This is a genomic window from Pirellulales bacterium (assembly GCA_033762255.1).
In the GTDB taxonomy this organism is placed as follows: domain Bacteria; phylum Planctomycetota; class Planctomycetia; order Pirellulales; family JALHPA01; genus JANRLT01.
Genome location: JANRLT010000061.1, coordinates 13,230 through 30,293, shown reverse-complemented (window position 1 = coordinate 30,293; position 17,064 = coordinate 13,230). Strand labels below are relative to the sequence as shown.

General features: G+C 56.0%; 10 protein-coding genes. 6 read left to right on the top strand and 4 right to left on the bottom strand.

Translation table 11 applies throughout. The features are described 5' to 3' along the window. Window positions 1-158 precede the first annotated feature (158 nt). A complete protein-coding gene (locus tag SFX18_16790) occupies window positions 159-776 on the top strand; it encodes a hypothetical protein (GenBank protein ID MDX1964809.1) in 618 nt (205 codons plus the stop codon). 76 nt (window positions 777-852) lie between these two features. Here the strand turns inward: SFX18_16790 and SFX18_16785 are convergent, their stop codons facing one another. Further along, complete coding sequence (locus SFX18_16785; protein ID MDX1964808.1) at window positions 853-2,034, bottom strand: A/G-specific adenine glycosylase; 1,182 nt, start codon at window positions 2,032-2,034, stop codon at window positions 853-855. Window positions 2,035-2,213: 179 nt separating this feature from the next. Between SFX18_16785 and SFX18_16780 the strand changes: the two genes are divergently transcribed. Next, window positions 2,214-2,783 carry a hypothetical protein gene (locus tag SFX18_16780; protein MDX1964807.1) on the top strand — a complete coding sequence of 190 codons (570 nt, stop codon included), beginning with the start codon at window positions 2,214-2,216 and terminating at the stop codon, window positions 2,781-2,783. Here the strand turns inward: SFX18_16780 and SFX18_16775 are convergent. Together SFX18_16775 and SFX18_16770 are read right to left on the bottom strand one after the other, a co-directional pair. Further along, window positions 2,780-3,277: a hypothetical protein gene (locus SFX18_16775; GenBank protein MDX1964806.1), complete on the bottom strand. Its 498-nt coding sequence runs from the start codon at window positions 3,275-3,277 to the stop codon at window positions 2,780-2,782. The genes SFX18_16780 and SFX18_16775 overlap by 4 nt on opposite strands. Window positions 3,278-3,590: 313 nt before the next feature. Next, window positions 3,591-5,924, bottom strand: coding sequence for a serine/threonine-protein kinase (locus SFX18_16770; GenBank protein MDX1964805.1), 2,334 nt, complete (start codon window positions 5,922-5,924; stop codon window positions 3,591-3,593). A gap of 351 nt (window positions 5,925-6,275) precedes the next feature. On the opposite strand from SFX18_16770, the gene SFX18_16765 reads away from it, so the two are divergent. The 3 genes from SFX18_16765 to SFX18_16755 all read left to right on the top strand — a co-directional run bounded on the left by SFX18_16765 (window position 6,276) and on the right by SFX18_16755 (window position 14,084). Further along, complete coding sequence (locus SFX18_16765; protein ID MDX1964804.1) at window positions 6,276-7,589, top strand: Gfo/Idh/MocA family oxidoreductase; 1,314 nt, start codon at window positions 6,276-6,278, stop codon at window positions 7,587-7,589. A gap of 688 nt (window positions 7,590-8,277) precedes the next feature. Then, a complete protein-coding gene (locus SFX18_16760; GenBank protein MDX1964803.1) occupies window positions 8,278-12,558 on the top strand; it encodes a VWA domain-containing protein in 4,281 nt (1,426 codons plus the stop codon). Window positions 12,559-12,806: 248 nt separating this feature from the next. Continuing rightward, entirely contained in the window at window positions 12,807-14,084 is a 1,278-nt protein-coding gene (locus SFX18_16755; GenBank protein MDX1964802.1) for a TlpA disulfide reductase family protein, read from the top strand. 220 nt (window positions 14,085-14,304) lie between these two features. Here the strand turns inward: SFX18_16755 and SFX18_16750 are convergent, their stop codons facing one another. Further along, a complete protein-coding gene (locus SFX18_16750) occupies window positions 14,305-14,727 on the bottom strand; it encodes a DUF393 domain-containing protein (protein MDX1964801.1) in 423 nt (140 codons plus the stop codon). A 442-nt stretch (window positions 14,728-15,169) separates the two neighbouring features. Here SFX18_16750 and SFX18_16745 point away from each other — a divergent pair, with 442 nt between their 5' ends. Continuing rightward, a complete protein-coding gene (locus SFX18_16745; GenBank protein MDX1964800.1) occupies window positions 15,170-17,059 on the top strand; it encodes a hypothetical protein in 1,890 nt (629 codons plus the stop codon). Window positions 17,060-17,064 lie beyond the last annotated feature (5 nt).

Here is a 17,064-nt window from a genome sequence, read left to right as displayed (position 1 = left end):
TTTTAATCGATAACGCCAATCGTTTATGCCTGAACTAAATTTGAAAGCAAATTTTTCACAAAAACCTAATATGACACACCTGCCAAATTTACTCTCCTGATGCGATACTGTGGTAGTGTCGCGGTAAAACAAACGTCACATTATCTTCGGGCAACATTGTGACAAACCGACCATCTTCAGAGCGCGTGGCAGCTTATCAGTATTTACAATCTCCCCGGCTTGCGGAATGGGTAGAACAGGCGGGTCTAAACAACCTGGGACCGGGTAAGCGGCAATCCACGCCGTGCGAACAATTAGGCCGACTGGAACTGGCCGAATTACTTGCTCCCCGACCAATTGTCCAAAAAGAGTTTGCGCGGAGTATTCTCGCGGGATTATTGCTGCTTTATGACGGATTGGAAGAATCCCATACAATTAGCCAATCCCTCAATAATCCCACGGGAAGTTACTGGCACGGAATTATGCACCGGCGGGAACCTGATCCCGGAAACGCTAAATATTGGTTTGACCGGGTCGGTCCGCACCCCATCCACCCATTATTATGCCAGCGGGCGTTGCCGTTATTTCAGGCCGCTAGCCAGGGACAGACCCCACCACAACTGCGGGAACTGGCTATGGGAACAGCATGGTTGGCCGCGAAGTTTGTGGATTTATGCCAGTACGCCGAACGCCATCAACATTCCTCCCTGATCATGATCTGTCAACAAGCGCAGCGTCTGGAGATGGAATTGCTTTTGGATTATTGCTATCGCCAGGCAATGGGCCTGCCCGACTGACAATGTTGAATACAATCAGCGCGCGGGAATCTTGGACTGCATTAAGATATTAAACCAAAAAATTGCCGTAAACATGTTAATTCTCGCCCAAATACTCATTCACGATCTTGCGCCCCGTCGTTGAAAGCGGCAAACCGGCTAACTGGTCCAAGGGCACCCAGCGGACATCGCGATACTCGCGGGGATCAAACGATTTTGGACCAAGGCTTGTTTTTCCCCGCCAGTTGGCCTGCCAGACATCCAGCGTAATTTTATAGCGTGTGACGGTATGCTTAAAACGCCGGAACCATGGACCAATCCGCCAGCGTCCCGGTACTTTGGTTGCGAGGATCTTCTTTAGAGTGTTTGTCCAGGGTTTTTCCCAGGGGACCGCTATTTCCGTGGGGATTGATTCTCCAGTGGAAAATACCACCCGCGGCACATCCCACAAGCCCGCCCAGCGGACTCCATCCGCGTATTGCGTCATGAGCAAGCCGCGCTCCTCGCTGACGATCACCGCCCCTTCATGGCGGAGTGTCCAGTTGGTACCTGCTTCCGCCGCGGGGATCTGCGCTACTTGGCCGCTCTGATAGGCCGCGCACAGACTCTGTACCGGACAAATTAAGCAGCCCGGGACCTTGGGCAGACAGATTTGGCTACCCAATTCCATAAGCGCCTGATTAAGCTGTCCGGCTCCGGTTTTTCGGGAGGAGTGGATTTTTGCGGCCGCTTCCCACAAGCGGGCCTGGGTTGCGGTATGACGCACGGGGCGAGTTTCCCCTAGTAGCCGTGCCCAAACACGGTAGGTATTGGCTTCAAGAATGGGTTCGGGCAAATCAAAGGCGATCGAGGCGATCGCTCCGGCGGTGTAACGCCCGATGCCGGGCAATGCCAAGATCTGCCGTGGGTCACGGGGAAATATCCCCTGATGATCGCGCATCAGGATTTGAGCGGCCGAGTGTAGTTGCCTGGCACGGCGATAATAGCCTAACCCTTCCCACGCCCGCAGCACTTGGGATTCAGAAGCGGCGGCCAAGTCGGCCAATGTGGGAAAGGCGATTAAAAACCGCCGATACGCGGGAGTAACCGTCGCCACGGTGGTCTGTTGCAGCATGATCTCGCTAAGCCAAATAGCGTAGGGATCTCGCGTGCTCCGCCAGGGAAGCGGTCGTTGTGCCCCCTCAAACCAGTCCAGCAATCGCCGCCGTACGTTCTTTAGCCAGTTGGCGGAAAGCGGCACGGAAGTTTCGCGGTGGGGGGCGGGGGATAACTTTTTCACGGCAACCGTCCTGCGCGCGGGAAGTAGGAGTGCCGCCGAGATTCTAGCGACTAGATTTCCATTCGACGACCTTCGCCAGGGGTGTTATTCTAAGTTAACAGCCCGAATCCCGCCAGCAGTTCATCACGGCCGCGCGCCGACTTGACCTCGGTTACTTTATTAATAAAAGTTGTCCCCTTGTGGCTAAACGCAAATATCCATTCCACGATCGCCGACCAGCACGGGAAGACTCCGACTCCGCCGCGGCAAATCGTCGTGATTCCGCCAACCAGGTCGCGTTACGGCGAAATTCCTCGGGCGCATGGGAGTTTGTCCAGCCTCGTTGCGTTCAAGAGCGCGAGCTGGATCTGGCTGATGTGGAGGAGATGCTAGAGGCGGACGAAATCGAAATCGCCCGCGAGGAATTACGCTGGCTACTAGATGGCTGCCCCGACAACATGGGCGTGCATTTTCGGCTGGGAGATCTGGCCCTGGCCGAAAAGGATTATCGCTTGGCCCGGGGGCATTACGGCTATGCCTATCAGATCGGGCACAAAGCGATCATGCGGGCCAAACCCCCCAGACACACCGGAGCGTGGCCGCCGTCTGTACCGCGGTCGGCCCCGGCCAATGAACTTTTTTTTGCCGCGGGTAAGCAGCTTGTCTGGTGCCTCAAACTGCTGGAAAAACCCGAATTATTACACGAAGTTGTCGAGTTTTTGTTGGCTTGCGATCCTGACGATCCCGACCATTTGCGGGCATTGCTTTAGATGGACATGAACTCCTCTACCGCCAAACTAGTGTCGATTTGCGGGGAGGCTGAAGACAACGGAGTTTCGTCAATTGGGGAGGGTACTAACTGTAAAAACCGGCCTCCGCTTTCGTACCAACCTTGTTTGGTAAAGCGGCACCAAGTCAGGTCAATTAGCACCCCTAACCAACGACCATTTCCCTGATCCAGACTGACAATCATCCGTCGATAGTGCAGCGGTTGCTGATGGTAAAAGCCCAAACCGTTTTCGCTGAGGTGTTTGCCAGCGACCACTTGTGTTTCGCCAGCGGGGGTGTGGCCATCGGGGGCAACCGGCGTTAAATAAACCAGGTGGGGATAGGGCATTCTTTTTTCCGCCCGCCGTTCTAGTGAAGCACCGGTGGGATACAGGGCACCGAGCAGCGCGTCGATTTGTTTTTTTACTCCCGACATTCCCCCGGAAGTAGAGCCAAAACCTGACAAACGTCCCGGCAAGGTCACACTTTTTATCATGGATCAATCGTGATGAATGCCCCTGGCGCGCATATTAAGCCGCGCGGCAGGCAGGAAACTGAATAAAACCGCCAGACAAGACAAGACGGTCTTTGTGGCGAACGCCATTAAATTAATAGTGCGCAGCGGGCCTGGAGTCAAAAAACTTGAGCTTATCTATCGCAAAGATTAATAATTTTACAGAATTAACACCGCCGAAGGGGATAAGTACAGGACGCGTGGCGAATTTACCCCATGTGGAAAAAATACCTCATCCCTGCCAATCTGATGTAATCCATGGCCCCACGGGCTGCAATTGCCCAGAACCGGGACACTAACGCGATCCCGTAAAAAATGAATCCCCCAGGCCCACGCTCCACGAGGAGCCGCCACCGGGGGCTTGCGTTTGCAACAAAACCTGAATGTCTTGTTGCAGGGTGCGCTGAAAAAAATAACTCAGCGCCAAGCTAACAAACCCAAACACCGTGATGACGACAAAGACGCCGGTGAAATGTTGATCGGTGGGGGTTCCTGTCAGGGGTAAGCAGGCAAGTGCTAAAAACGGCGTGGCCAATGTCACAAAAAACATTCTGCTGGCCACGCGTTCGGTCGCCAGCAGATGTTCTTGATCAGAGAGTGTTCCACCCCCAGGCGGGACCAGCACCGGGTAAAAGCTGCGCAGGCAGAGCCACGTCAACAAAAAATAAACCTGCGTCGCGGACATCGCGCCAAACAACAGTTGCGACCCAAACAGCAACCCGCGCGAGGACCAGGGAACCACCTGGGGAGCTTCCACGGCTCGGCTCAGTAAAATAGGGATTGCCACGCCCGACACGCACCACAGGGCAAAGACTATCAGCGCGATCCACAGGCCCAAATTTAGACAGCGCGCGGGCAAAAACGGAGCGAGTGGCGGCGTCAACGCATCCACAGGGCGAAATGCCACTTGTCGACGCTGGCTGACCGCGGTGATAACTGGCCAAACCAGCCACAAGCCCAGGCCAATCCCCCAGGGATACGCCAACCCGTTCACGGGATAGATGATAGTCCGGGCAAATTCGGCAAAGCTCAGATAGTTGCTGGCGACAGTGCCAAGGTTAAAAATAATATTTAACACGCTCAGGAGCACATTCGGTATCAAACCCGCCAAGACCACTAGTAAAAGGGGATAGCTCCGCCCCCATTGGGCAAAATTTGGCCAGCCGGTGGTACGGGGATGAAACAACTGGCGGGCCGCGGGTTGCAGGCATAATTCGAGTTCCCGGGCGAGGGTGGCGGCGGTGGCGGGACGCTGATCGGCCGCCGGAGCCAGACACTGCGATAGCAGCTCGGCTAATCCCGCGGGCAGGGGAGCGGGCAATTGCCGCCATTGCTCGGGGGGGATGCCACGCTGGCGCATTTCGGTTAATTGCGACAGCAGTTCCTGCCAATTGCCGGAAAGTGCCTGTTCGGCAAACGGGCGCTGCCCGGCCAGCAATTCCCACAACATAATTGCCAGGGAGTAAATGTCGCTCCGCCCGTCCAGTTCTTCCGGTTGACGCGCGGACTGGGGATTGGTCGCCTCCAATTGTTCCGGCGACATATACGCCAGCGAACCGCCAAAAAACGTGGCGGGGGTGATACCCGCCACCTTGGAACTAAAGCTAACATTAAAATCCGCCAAGCGAGGAGAGCCATCCGCCGCCACCAACACATTCGCGGGCTTAATATCGCGGTGCAAGACTCCCCGCTGATGGGCGTAATCCAGCGCTTGCGCCAGCCGCGAACCAATCCAGCAAACCGCTTGCGGCCACGACATGCGGGCCAGGCGCTGACGCAATCCTGATTCGTGCGGTATGTCTTCGCCCCGGTCGCGCAGTTGCGCATCCACGCATTCCAACAGTAGCCGACCGGTCCGTTCGTGGGGAGGGATGGATCTGACCCGCTCGACCACTTGTTGCAGCGTTCCCCCGGGAATGTGCTGCATGTACATGAGCCGCAGCTTCCGCTCGGGAATCAACCGTTGGTCATAAACACGAACAATATGGGGATGGTCAAGCTGAGCCAGCGTTTGGGATTCGGTACCCTTGTCTTGTGAAATTTTTAGGGCGACAATCCGCTGCATCGACCGCTGGCGGGCCAGATAGACCCCGGCAAAGGCCCCCTGGCCCAGTTTGAGCAACAAGTCAAAATCGTCAATTTGTTCGCCTGGCTCAAACCTAGGGTCGCGGCGGCCGCTGGCCAGGGTAGAAATGGTCTGATTAGTCTCGCCACCGATTAATTTGCGTAAGAGCGCTTCTTGCCCCGGAAAGCGGTGATAATATTCTTGCGCCGGTGGCGGCGCGGGGGTCTGGGAGCGGAGGTGAAATTCCTCATAAATCAGGTCCGCGGGAAATTCCCCTTTTTCCAAGAGTTCGGGAAAATCGCCGCCGTATTCTTCGACATGTTTAGGCAGGTCATGTCGCACCCAGCGGTACTCGAGATCAACTTTGATCAGCTCAATGAGCACCAACCGGCGAATGGTGGGGTCCTCGGCGGGCAAGAATGGCCGCAAATCCAGCGGGGGATCGGGGCTTTCCCAAGCGGCGCAAAACGCATCCACCCGTCGCGAAAGTTCTTCCCAGACCAGCGTGTGCAACGCGGGACTGGCGGGGGGGTGGATCTCGGTGATGGCGGTCACGGCGGACATGCGGCTATTGTATAAGGCGTTTAACAGCTCCGCAGCACAAAAATTGCCTCCAGGCTATCGTCGCCGCGCGATATCGGTTTGGCAGAGTCCTTTTATCACAGCGAAAATCGGCGATATTGAAGGACAACAGCGGGGGATAGGGGTTGTCCTTGGAAATTGCTCAACTCCTCCCGCTTACTTGGTTATCTTGCACCAAACATTTATGAGCAAAATCGCAATCTGTATGAATAATCCCGAAAATGTTTGCACCTTAATTATAAATCGCTATATTAAATGCTGATTCTTTGCAAATCCTGGATTTCCGGCTACCATTTCCGCCAGACCTTTTCCTGCTTTTTTCTTCTTACTATTATGCACACCAACACATCCGCCGTTGCCAATTCCAAGCTCACGTTAAATGCTGGTGCTTTACCTTCGCGGCGGCAATTTTTGGGGACGACAGCTTTGGCTGGCGCGGCGACCCTAGCCATTGGCCGAGGCGTGCATGCCGCCGGGTCGGATCGGCTGCGGATTGGACTAGTGGGTTGCGGGGGCCGGGGGAGCGGAGCGGCCATGGACGCCCTAAGCGCCGATCCCAATTGTCAAATTGTCGCCCTGGGGGATACCTTTGCCGACCGGCTGGAAAGTTCGCTCGCGGGGATGCAAGCCAGCGAGTATCAGGACCGCATCGATGTCCCCAAGGATCGCCAATTTGTGGGTTTTGACGCGTACAAGCAGGTTATAGATTCCGGGATAGATATTGTGCTGCTCTGCACATCGCCGCACTTTCGGCCATTGCATTTGGAGTACGCTGTCCAGGCAGGAAAGCATGTCTTTTGTGAAAAACCTGTGGCCGTGGATGCCGCCGGTGTGCGACGGGTTCTGGCTAGTTGCGCCGCGGCCAAGGATAAAAAACTGAATATCGTCTCGGGATTATGCTACCGCTATGAACCGGCCAAAATTGCCACCATGCGGGAAATTCACGACGGCCGCATTGGCGACATTCGCGCAATCCACGTCACTTATCTCACGGGCGAATTATGGCACCATCCCCGTGATCCCAAGTGGAGCGAAATGGAATACCAAATGCGCAATTGGCTTTATTACACCTGGCTCTCCGGGGATCACATTGCCGAACAACACATTCATAGCCTGGACAAAGGGGCCTGGGCCTTGGGCGACGAAGCCCCCGTCAGTTGTGTCAGCCTGGGGGGGCGACAAACCCGCACCGATCCGCGCTTTGGGCATATTTATGATCACTTTAGCTCGGTTTTTGAATATAAAAACGGAATGCGGCTATTTTCCGATTGCCGCCAACAAAACGGCTGCCATGTCGATGTGAATGATCTGATTTATGGCTCCAAGGGGACGGCCAATATCATGAAGCACGCCATTACCGGCGAACAGCCTTGGAAATTTACCGGCAAAAATGAAAATATGTACCGCGCCGAACATGCCGCCCTCTTTCAGGCCCTGCAATCCGGCGACACGATCAATAATGGCCAATATATGTGCCAAAGCACATTAATGGCGATCATGGGCCGCCTGTCCGCCTACACGGGACGCAAAGTCACCTGGGAAGAAGCTCTTAACAGCCAGGAGAACCTGACTCCTAAAGAATATTCCTGGGGAGATGTCAGTATCCCGCACGAAATCGCGATGCCGGGCATCACCAAAATTGCCTAAGCAAAAAAACACGGTATTTTTGTCCGGTCCGAGCCGGGATTTCCGCTTGGTTGTTTAGGTGTGGCCAGTTTGCCAACTTTCTGTGTCACAGATGCGGGAATTCTCCGGCTCGCCTCGTGTGCTAAAAAGTGGCAATCCGTGTCAAATGACCGTTTGATACCGCCAAACTGGCTTGGCCCTGCCGGGGGAAAAACCCCCTCAAAAATGGTCCTGCTTGGTTGTCATTGCCGGGTCATGCAGTCCCTAGGACGCATTTTCCCGGAAAAACCCGTCCCCGGAACCGCTTTTTTGCCAAAAAGCCATTCCGGGAAAGCGGAAAATCGGCAGATTTTCCTAGCATGCGGCCAAGTCGCCGAATAAGATAGAGAATGTTATCCCGCCCAGCGGAATGGCAAGCACGGCCCAAGTTTGCGGGAGCTGCAAATTTTTTCCCGGCTATTGCTGTAATTGCGCCTGAGGGTGATAACAATGATCAAGATGCCGTAAAAGGAAAGCCTGCCGGCATGTTGTGCGTGTTTATTTCCTGTGGGGGTTTAGGTAAATAAACGCAGGATCATAAAAAGGCTACATGATCATACCGCTTATCGTTGGTTGACTAATCACATTTGACCCATACTAGGCGATGGTGGTTCCGCTACCGGAACACGGAATCCCGCGCTTCAGTTTTTTGCGTCATTAGGAGAGCGCAATGCGAACTCGTCGTTGGAATTTGGTCTTGGGAAAACTCGCGCTGGGAACACCCGCGCTAACGATGGCCCTGGGTGGGATGGCATTTGCCCCAACCCAGGGATTGTTGTATCAACAGGTCTTTGCCGCCCCGCCGGGGATCAAAGCTCCCACCCTTGCTCCGACCACCAGCGCGGCCCCGACCGCCAGCGCGGCCAGTGCCGTGGCCTTGCCCGGCAGCCAACTGGAAAGCTACACCGCCGCCGACGGCAAAGCTTATTTTGCCCTCAGCCTGCAACCGCAAACCATCGTTCCACCGGCCGATGCCCATGATGTGGTGGTGTTGTTTGACACCTCCGCTAGTCAATCGGGCGTTTATCGAGACAAGGCCCTGGCCGCGCTGGAACAACTTGCCGCCGGACTGGGCAAAAACGACCGCGTGCAATTGATGGCCTTGGACCTGCAAGCCATTCCCTTGACCGCGGGCTTTATCGCGCCTCAGAGCGCCGAATGGAAAACCGCCACGGCCAAACTGCGTCAGCGCGTGCCGCTGGGCACCACCGACATGGACACCGGCCTGAGCGCGGCGGTTAAGGAACTATCCGCGGCCGCGGGCGCAAAGCGTATCATCTATATCGGCGACGGGGCCAATAACGCCGGCACGGGGGGCGCTGACCTGAATCAACTGGTGGAACAATCCGCCGATGCACAGATCAGTGTCACCAGCTATGCCATCGGCCCTGACGCTCACAACGCTTTTTTAGCCGTCTTGGCCAATCAAACCGGTGGTAACTTGCTGATCGACGGCCAGACGCTAACCGCCCAACAAGCCGGACAACTGTTGGCAGATTCGAGCAGGCAACCGGTTTTGTGGCCGACCGCGGTGAATTTGCCCGCGGGATTGGAGGAAATCTCCCCCCGCAAACTGCCGCCGTTGCGTTACGACCGTGATACCGTGGTCATCGGCCAGGGTAAATTATCCCAACCCGCCGATTTGACCGTGACAGCCGTTTCGGGCGGCCAACCCGTCGAGTTAAAATGGGCGCTGGCGGACAGCGTTAATAACGAAGAGTTATCCTTCCTGCCCGAACTGGTCACCTTGGCCAAATCCGAAGTCGGTCGCGACCTCCCTCTGCTGGGTCGCGCTGGCTTGTTAGAATCAGGCCGGATGCTCAAGAATCAGGCTGAAACCTTGTCAAAGCTGAGCGCCCAGGCGTTGCATTCCGGTCGGAACGACCAGGCAAAGCTGCTGGCCGATGAGGCCCTCCGCCGCGACCCCGGAAACGTCAACGCGCTGGCCTTTCAGCACTCGCTGAATCGAGCGGGTGTCATTCGTCCGGTTGCGGCGCAACTTCCCGCTGGTGACGCGCCCGCGGCGGGTACGTTGGCTCCGCCACCCCCCCAACCCGCTCCTCCGATTGGCCCTAGCGGCGACTTGATCTTGCGTGGCAATCCCGCGAACGACCCGGCCGCCTCCACGGGCTTTGTCGGTGATGTCGAAAATCGCCTCGATTTGATCGAGCAAAAACTGCGCGGCGAAACACTGCAAGGGTTGCAAGCCGCCCGGGGACTCATCGGCAGCGATCCCCACCTGGCCGAATCCAACCTCAAAGCGCTGTTGGAACGCGTGGACGCCACGACCGACCTGCGCGCCGCCGCCCGTTCCGAACTGCGCGAGTTATTGACCAAGGCCATTCGCGAAGCCGCTAGCCGCGGGGTCGAATGGGACGCGCAAGAACTCGAACGTCTGCAGCGCGAACGCGCCAGCCAAGAACGCAAGGAAGCCCTGGACCAAATTTACGCCCGGCAAAACCGGGTCAAGCAACTGATCGAACGGTACAACGTGCTGTTGGCGGAAGGACGTTATCGCGATGCCGAGATGCAGGCGGCCCGTGTCGCCTTTGAAATTGAGCCATCCCCCACCACCAGCAACGCGATTCGCTATGCCAACATCCAGGGAGCGGTGGCCCAGTATCATGCCATTCGCAACGCGCATAATCAGGCGATGATGGACGCGCTGATCTCCGTCGATAAGTCCGCGATTCCATTTCCGGATGATCCGCCGATTGTTTATCCTGACGCCGATTTCTGGCGCGATATCACGGCCCGCCGGGCCAAGTACCGCGCGGTCGATCTTAGCGAGACCGGCAGCGCCGAGGAAAAAATCAATAAAGCCCTCGATGACAGCACCGATTTTGACTTTCAACAGTTCACCCTGGAAGAAATCAAGGATTACATTCGCGACCGCCATAAAATCGAAGTGCAAATCGATCAAAAGGCGCTCAACGATGAAAACTTTGACACGTCCACCAAATTTGACAAGAAAATCAGCGGCATCAAACTACGGTCCGCCTTGCGATTGGTGCTAAACGACCATGATTTGTCGTATCTGGTCAAAAACGATGTCTTGCTGATCACCACTAAAAATCAAGCCACTAATGACCTCGTGGTCAAAGTTTACCCCGTCGCCGACTTGGTGATTCCCATTACCAACGGCGGGGGGATCAATCCTTTCTCCCTGGGTGGCGGCAACCAGGGTGGTCCCGGCGGGTTTGCCGGCGGCCAGGGGGGCGCGGGGGTCGGTGGCGGTGGTGGTTTTGGCGGTGGTGGCTTTGGCGGCGGCGGCGGTGGGCAAGGTGGCTTCTTTAACATTGCCGATCCGCTCCCCTTGCCCGCGGGCCAACCCGGCCTCCAGGCCTGGGCCGTCCCGGAAACACTCCAACTTAAACCAGCCGCTCCCGTGGCGGTAAAGCCTGCTCCCGCTCCGGCGGCATTGGTGACGCCCGCGGCAAATCCCAATGGCGGTATCGACCTGGTCGATCAAGAACATCCCGCGCTCGAGCAACTGCGTCAACCGGCGCAGCGGATTGTTGTCACGCCCCGGGCGGGTCAATCCGTGGCGGATGCCTGGGACGCCTACTTTGCCGGTCTTCCCGCCATTCAGGGAAAATCCGAGCACGATCCCCAGCGCTTGATTGCCGCGTTTCGACAGGATCAACAGGTGCGGGAAACTTCCCGTCAATTGATGAAGGAACAAAAATACGCCGAGACCGCGGCGATGATCCTGGCCGCGCTGAAAAACGGCTACGGACAACCCTGGATGTACGAAGGACTCAGTCTGGCAATGATCGCCGACGATCAGCCCCTGGCCGAAGTCGAACGGGCGCTGATGTCTTCGGTCGATTATGCCCGGACCACCACGGACTTGCTCTATGCGGCGTCTTACATGGCCAAAATTGAGGGCCTCAAACCCCGCGCGCTAAAAATCTTGCGCCGCGTCACCGAATTAGAGCCAAACCGCGTGGAACCTTATCAATTAGGTCTGGTACTCGCGGAACAAACCCAGGATTTAGCCGCTGTGCAATGGACCTCCTTGGGTTTCCTGGAACGAGGTTGGACCGCAGATCAAATCGAACTGGCCAATCAGGCCCAGCGGCTGGCGGTGAGCACGCTCGAGAGTCTGAAAAAGTCGGGTCAAACCGCCGCGGCCGAAAAATTTCAGGCCGACCTGCATGCCGCGCTCGAGCGGGATCTGATTGTCCGGGTCTCTTGGACGGGTGATGCCGACATCGACCTGACCGTCGAGGAACCAGCCGGCACGTCCTGCTCTGTCCGTCAGCCGCGCTCCCTGGGGGGCGGGGTATTGGTGGGTGATAGTTCCGCTATCAAACGCGGAAAAAACGGCCCCGCGACCTCCATTGAGGATTACATCGTCCCCCGCGGGTTTGCTGGTACGTATCGTATCATGCTCAAGCGGGTTTGGGGGCAGGTTACCAGCGGTAAAGTTTCCGTCGAAGTTATTTCCAACTATGGCACCGACAAAGAAGCCCGTGAAACCCAGTTGATCCCCGTGGGCGAACAGCCGGTGCTGGTGGTCTATGACCTCAAGGCTGGCCGCCGTCTCGAAAAATTAGCCGACACCCAGGTCGCCGTCGCCGCCCAGCAACAAGCGGCTGTCGCCCAGGCGGTGCTAGCCCAGCAAATTGGCAATGCTCAAAACGCCAACTCCGCGCTCAATAACTTTGCCGCCAACCAGCAACTGGCCAATGGCGGGGCATTTCCGTTCTTTGCCCGCGGAGCGGTCGGCTACCAACCGGTGATCACCACCCTGCCGGAAGGGACAAACATGTACGCCCAGGCGGTTGTTTCGGCCGATCGGCGGTATGTGCGGATCACGGCGACCCCGCTGTTTTCGCTAGTCCCTTTTGTGCAAACATTTAACTTTGTGGCCGGTGCCACCGGGGCAACCCAGAATGGTCAACAAGGGAACAGTCCCTTCCCCGGCGGTGGCGGTTTGTTCTAAAGCACCTCTCCGCGGTTCCCGGACCGCGTGGTTTAGCCCGCTTTTTATCAGCGTAACAGCCAAGAATCCCTTTGTGGGGTTCTTGGCTTTTTTTGCTTTAATCGCCAATTGATGGGGGCTAGGTCCCGGAACTTTCTTGGCAACTTCTGGATGATTGCTTGACGGAGGGGCTTTTCCACCGCCACAATAAATAACTGCCTCCCAATTATTCCCGAACATTTTCTTCTATTTCTTATAGGTAACGTAACATGGCGTTCTCATCTCGCTGGAGTTGGGCTGTGTGGGGAATCACCGGTTTGTCAGCCACAGCGGGGCTGATCGCCTGTATTTTACCCGAAGGCCCGGGAATGGCCGTGCTTCGCGCGGCCGAGGAAGATCCCGCCGCCGATGACCTCAAGCCCGCCAAGCCCGCCCGCAATCCCTTTATCCCGCGCGAAAGTCTCTCCCTCGAGGAATTGTTCGAATATACCGACCGGCTGGCCACCGCCCCCCGCAGCGTCCAGTCCCAAGACGAATACGGCCCCGCCCTGGGCGTGTGCGCCGAACGTCTTTTGGCCAAGAATCCTCCGGAAAATTTGCGCGTGTTCGCCCAATTAACCCGCCTGGCGGCCCTGCATGTGGTGGCACAATATGATAACGAGGAAGCCCAGGCCAAGCTGGCCAAATTGGCCGCGGAGTTGGAGTCGGACAAGGACGCGTCCGTCGCCAAAATGGCAAAATTTTATTCGCTCGAGGAAAAGCTGTTACGGGCCGATCAACAACCGGTCAAGGAGTATCCCGCGCTGCTAGACCAGGCGTATACTTTTTTAAAGGAGGAAACCCCGGAGACGCTGGATGCCCGGCATTTACGCATCGCCACGACCATTACCAAGCTGATCAACCTGCAGCCCGACGCGGAGCGGGCCACGGCCGATTACAAGCGTTTCGGCGAACTGTTTGCCAGCAGCGAATTTCGCGAATTGCGGCAATATGGCAAGCGAATCGCCAAGGGAGTGCCGCAAAAGGCACGGGACATCGTGGGCCAGCCGCTTCACATGGACGGGGTGTTGGCCAACGGGGATAAATTTGACCCGGCCGCTCTCTCGGGCAAAGTGGTGCTCGTTGACTTTTGGGCGACATGGTGCGGACCCTGCCGGGCGGCCATGCCCGACCTCAAAAGCACGTATGAAGAATTTCACCCACAAGGGTTGGAAGTAGTCGGCGTGAGCCTGGACAACGACCTGGACGCGCTCAAGGAATACCTAGAGCAAGAGGGCATCGCCTGGCCAAATATCTTTGACGCCGACGACAGCGAACCGATGCGCGTGGCCCTGGCCGAAAAGTACGGCATCAACGCCATTCCCGCGACGTTTCTCTTGGACAAAAGCGGCAAGGTGGCCGCCCGCGATCTCCATGGCCAAGAATTGCGGGACAAGATCGCCGAGTTGCTCAAAGGCGCTCCCGCTAGCGAAAAGGGGACAGAGCAAAAAGAAAATGGGGAAAAAGAGAATAAAGAAACAGATATTGAGGAAAAAGAAGCGAAATAGCCATACCCCGCGGAACAAGATGTACATTTATCAATAAGGGGCACGGAGCAGATACATTATTGTGGGTGGGAACTCCGTTGCCGAAATAGTTAGTGGATTTTGATTAGCCGCATCCCACAAAGCCACCGATGGCATCGGCGGTAATAGAGTGAATTCGCTCAAGTTACAAAAAGTATTGTAAAAATAATTCTAAAATTTTAATTGTTAATTCTTATGGTTACTACTTTCGCAGGTGCACCTTACAATTGCCATCCGCGCAGCTTTCCACCTTACCCCAACGGTAACGGTTTCGGGCCACTAGCCCATAGAGCCAATTCCACAGGGGTAACGTACCCGGAATGTGCAACGCTGGGGCCAGCCACCACAGCCAGGGAAGTCGACGAGTAAGGTATCGCAACGACTGCGCCCCGCGATAAATTTGACCCGCGGCGGTCACCAGGTGCATCTCGGCCATGAGTTGCTGATGCGTTAGCTGCGGCCAGCGCTGGGCCACCAGAGGATCATGCAACGACACAAACGCCAGCCGCCCTCGCCCGTCCCAGGCGTGAATCCGCGCGACCTGGGCCTGGCAAAACCGACATTCCCCGTCATAAATGACCACATCCGCCGTCGGCAGATCAGCGGGAGTGGGCAATCCACGCACACTCGGCCCAGAAGTTCTGAACAGTTGAGTGAGGTTTTCGGTTGTGGTCCTGGCATTTGCCATCGTATTTCAATTATTCAATTAATGTGATTGTGCCAATTATACGTTACTAGCTTCAATGATCTTAACCGTAACCCGCCTCTGCCAATTAATTTTAGCTCGTAATTTATTGTAAAGTATGATGGGGTAATGGTTTGCAGAGCGTGCTGCGCTCATTCCCGAGAGAGGAATTTAGGAATTTTGCTGGTAGATGGCCCAGACTATGGTACCGCTCCGGCCTAACGACGTGGTTGAATCCGCTTACGGAGTGAGCGGACTACATTTGCGATAACATGGATTTGTACCCCGCCGGTCAATGGGGTAAAATAACTCAGTTTACTGAAAATGCCGGTGTTTATCGTATCATCATGCCCACTCGCCCCTATATCCATACAGGCCAGTCATGGAACCGCTTGTCCGCCAGGTAAACATCGCCGCCCGCCGGTTGTTTTGGCAGCAGTTTTTGGCTTGTTGGGTCATGACCCTGGGCGTTTTCTTGCTGATTGCGGCGGTCGCCATTGGCGTGCGAAAATTTGTTGATTTTCCCGTGGAGAGCCAGCTTTGGAGTTGGTCCTGGCTGGGGGGAGGCGCAATTTTCAGTTTGATAACGGCCGGGCTGTGGGCCTATTTCATTCGTCCCCGGTCATGGGAGGCGGCTTGGGAGATCGACCATCGATTTGATCTTAAAGAGCGTGTTTCCAGTTCATTGACGTTACCGCCGGAGGAGCGCGAAACCCCGGCGGGCCAGGCGCTGGTTAGCGATGCCTTAAAGCGGGTCGAGCGGCTGGAAATCGCCGAAAAATTTCCGCTGCGATGGTCACGGTCCAACTGGTGGCCTTTGGCTCCGGCGGCTTTGGCCCTGGGTCTATTGTTTCTTTCCGATCCCCAGACTCCTCAACTTCCCGCCAACACTCCGGATCCCGCGGAAGTGGCCAAGCAAATTGCCGAGGCGACCGAACCGCTAAAAAAACAATTTGAGGAACAACATAAAGAAGCCGTGGCGGAGGGACTTAAGGAAACCGCCGCGCTCATGGATCAATTGCTCAAGCAAGCGAATGAAATCCAAAAACAGGCCAAGAATAAACAATTGACCAGTGACCAAGCGGTGGGCAAGCTTAACGACTTGGCCAAGCAATTGGAAAAACGCCGCGACCAGGTGGGGGGTGATGACAAGCTAAAACAACAGCTCAACGCGCTAAAGCAGCCCGGCGACGGCCCGGCTGATAATATGGCCCAAGCGCTCAAGAATAACGACTTTGAACAAGCGGCCGAGCAATTTGACAAGCTGGCCGAACAACTCAAAAAAGACAATCTAGACCCCGCAAATCAGCAAAAGTTGGAACAGCAACTGAATAAGCTGGCGGAACAGCTCAACAAACAACAACAAGCCCGCGATCAGGCAAAAAAAGACCTGGAAAACCAAATCGCCCAACTGCAAAAAGACCAAGCCGCCGCGCAAAAGAACAATCAGCCGGATCAGGCGAACAAACTGGCCCAGCAGCTAGAACAACTAAAAAATCAGTTGGATCAGGCCAACCGCCATGATCCCCAGCAACAAAAACTGCAAAATTTGGCCAAGCAGTTGGAGCAAGCAGCCCAGGGTTTAAAAAATGGCAACCAGCAGCAAGCGCAACAGGCCATGCAAAATATGCAAAACCAGATGCAACAAATGGCCAAAAACGACCGCGAAATGCAGATGCTGGATCGGGCTTTGGCGCAGTTGGGCGAATGTAAGGGAAATTGCAACGGGAATGGACAGAATGGCCAACAGGGCCAGGGAAAGCAAGGGGGTCAAATGGCCGGTGGCAACCAACCTGGCGATGGCAAGCAACCCGGCCCTGGCAAGCAACTGGGATTTGGCAATCAGCCGGGCGAGGGGGGAAACCCCCAACAAATGGCTGGCGGCAATCAACCTGGTAATGGACAACAACCGGGCCAGGGCCTGGGGGCAGGCCAAGGTCAACAACAACAAGGGAACCAGGTGGCGGGAGCTGGCCAGGGAGGACTTAAGGCGGGGCAAGGCGCGGGGGGGGCCGGTCAAAAAGTCGATCCGCTGAAAAATCCCAAGTTTCGCGACACACAGGCCAATTCCCAGGTCGAGAAAGGGCCGGTGGTCATAACAGGCGAGGCGGGGGGGCCTAACGAAAAAGGAAATATCAACGAACAGATCAAACTGGAAGTAGCCGCCGCCAAGAAGGATTCCGCCGAGGCGGTCAATCGGCAGCGCCTGCCCAAGCATCAACGCGAGCAGGTGCAAGAGTATTTTGACGCCCTGCGCAACGAAGGGAAATAATCAGC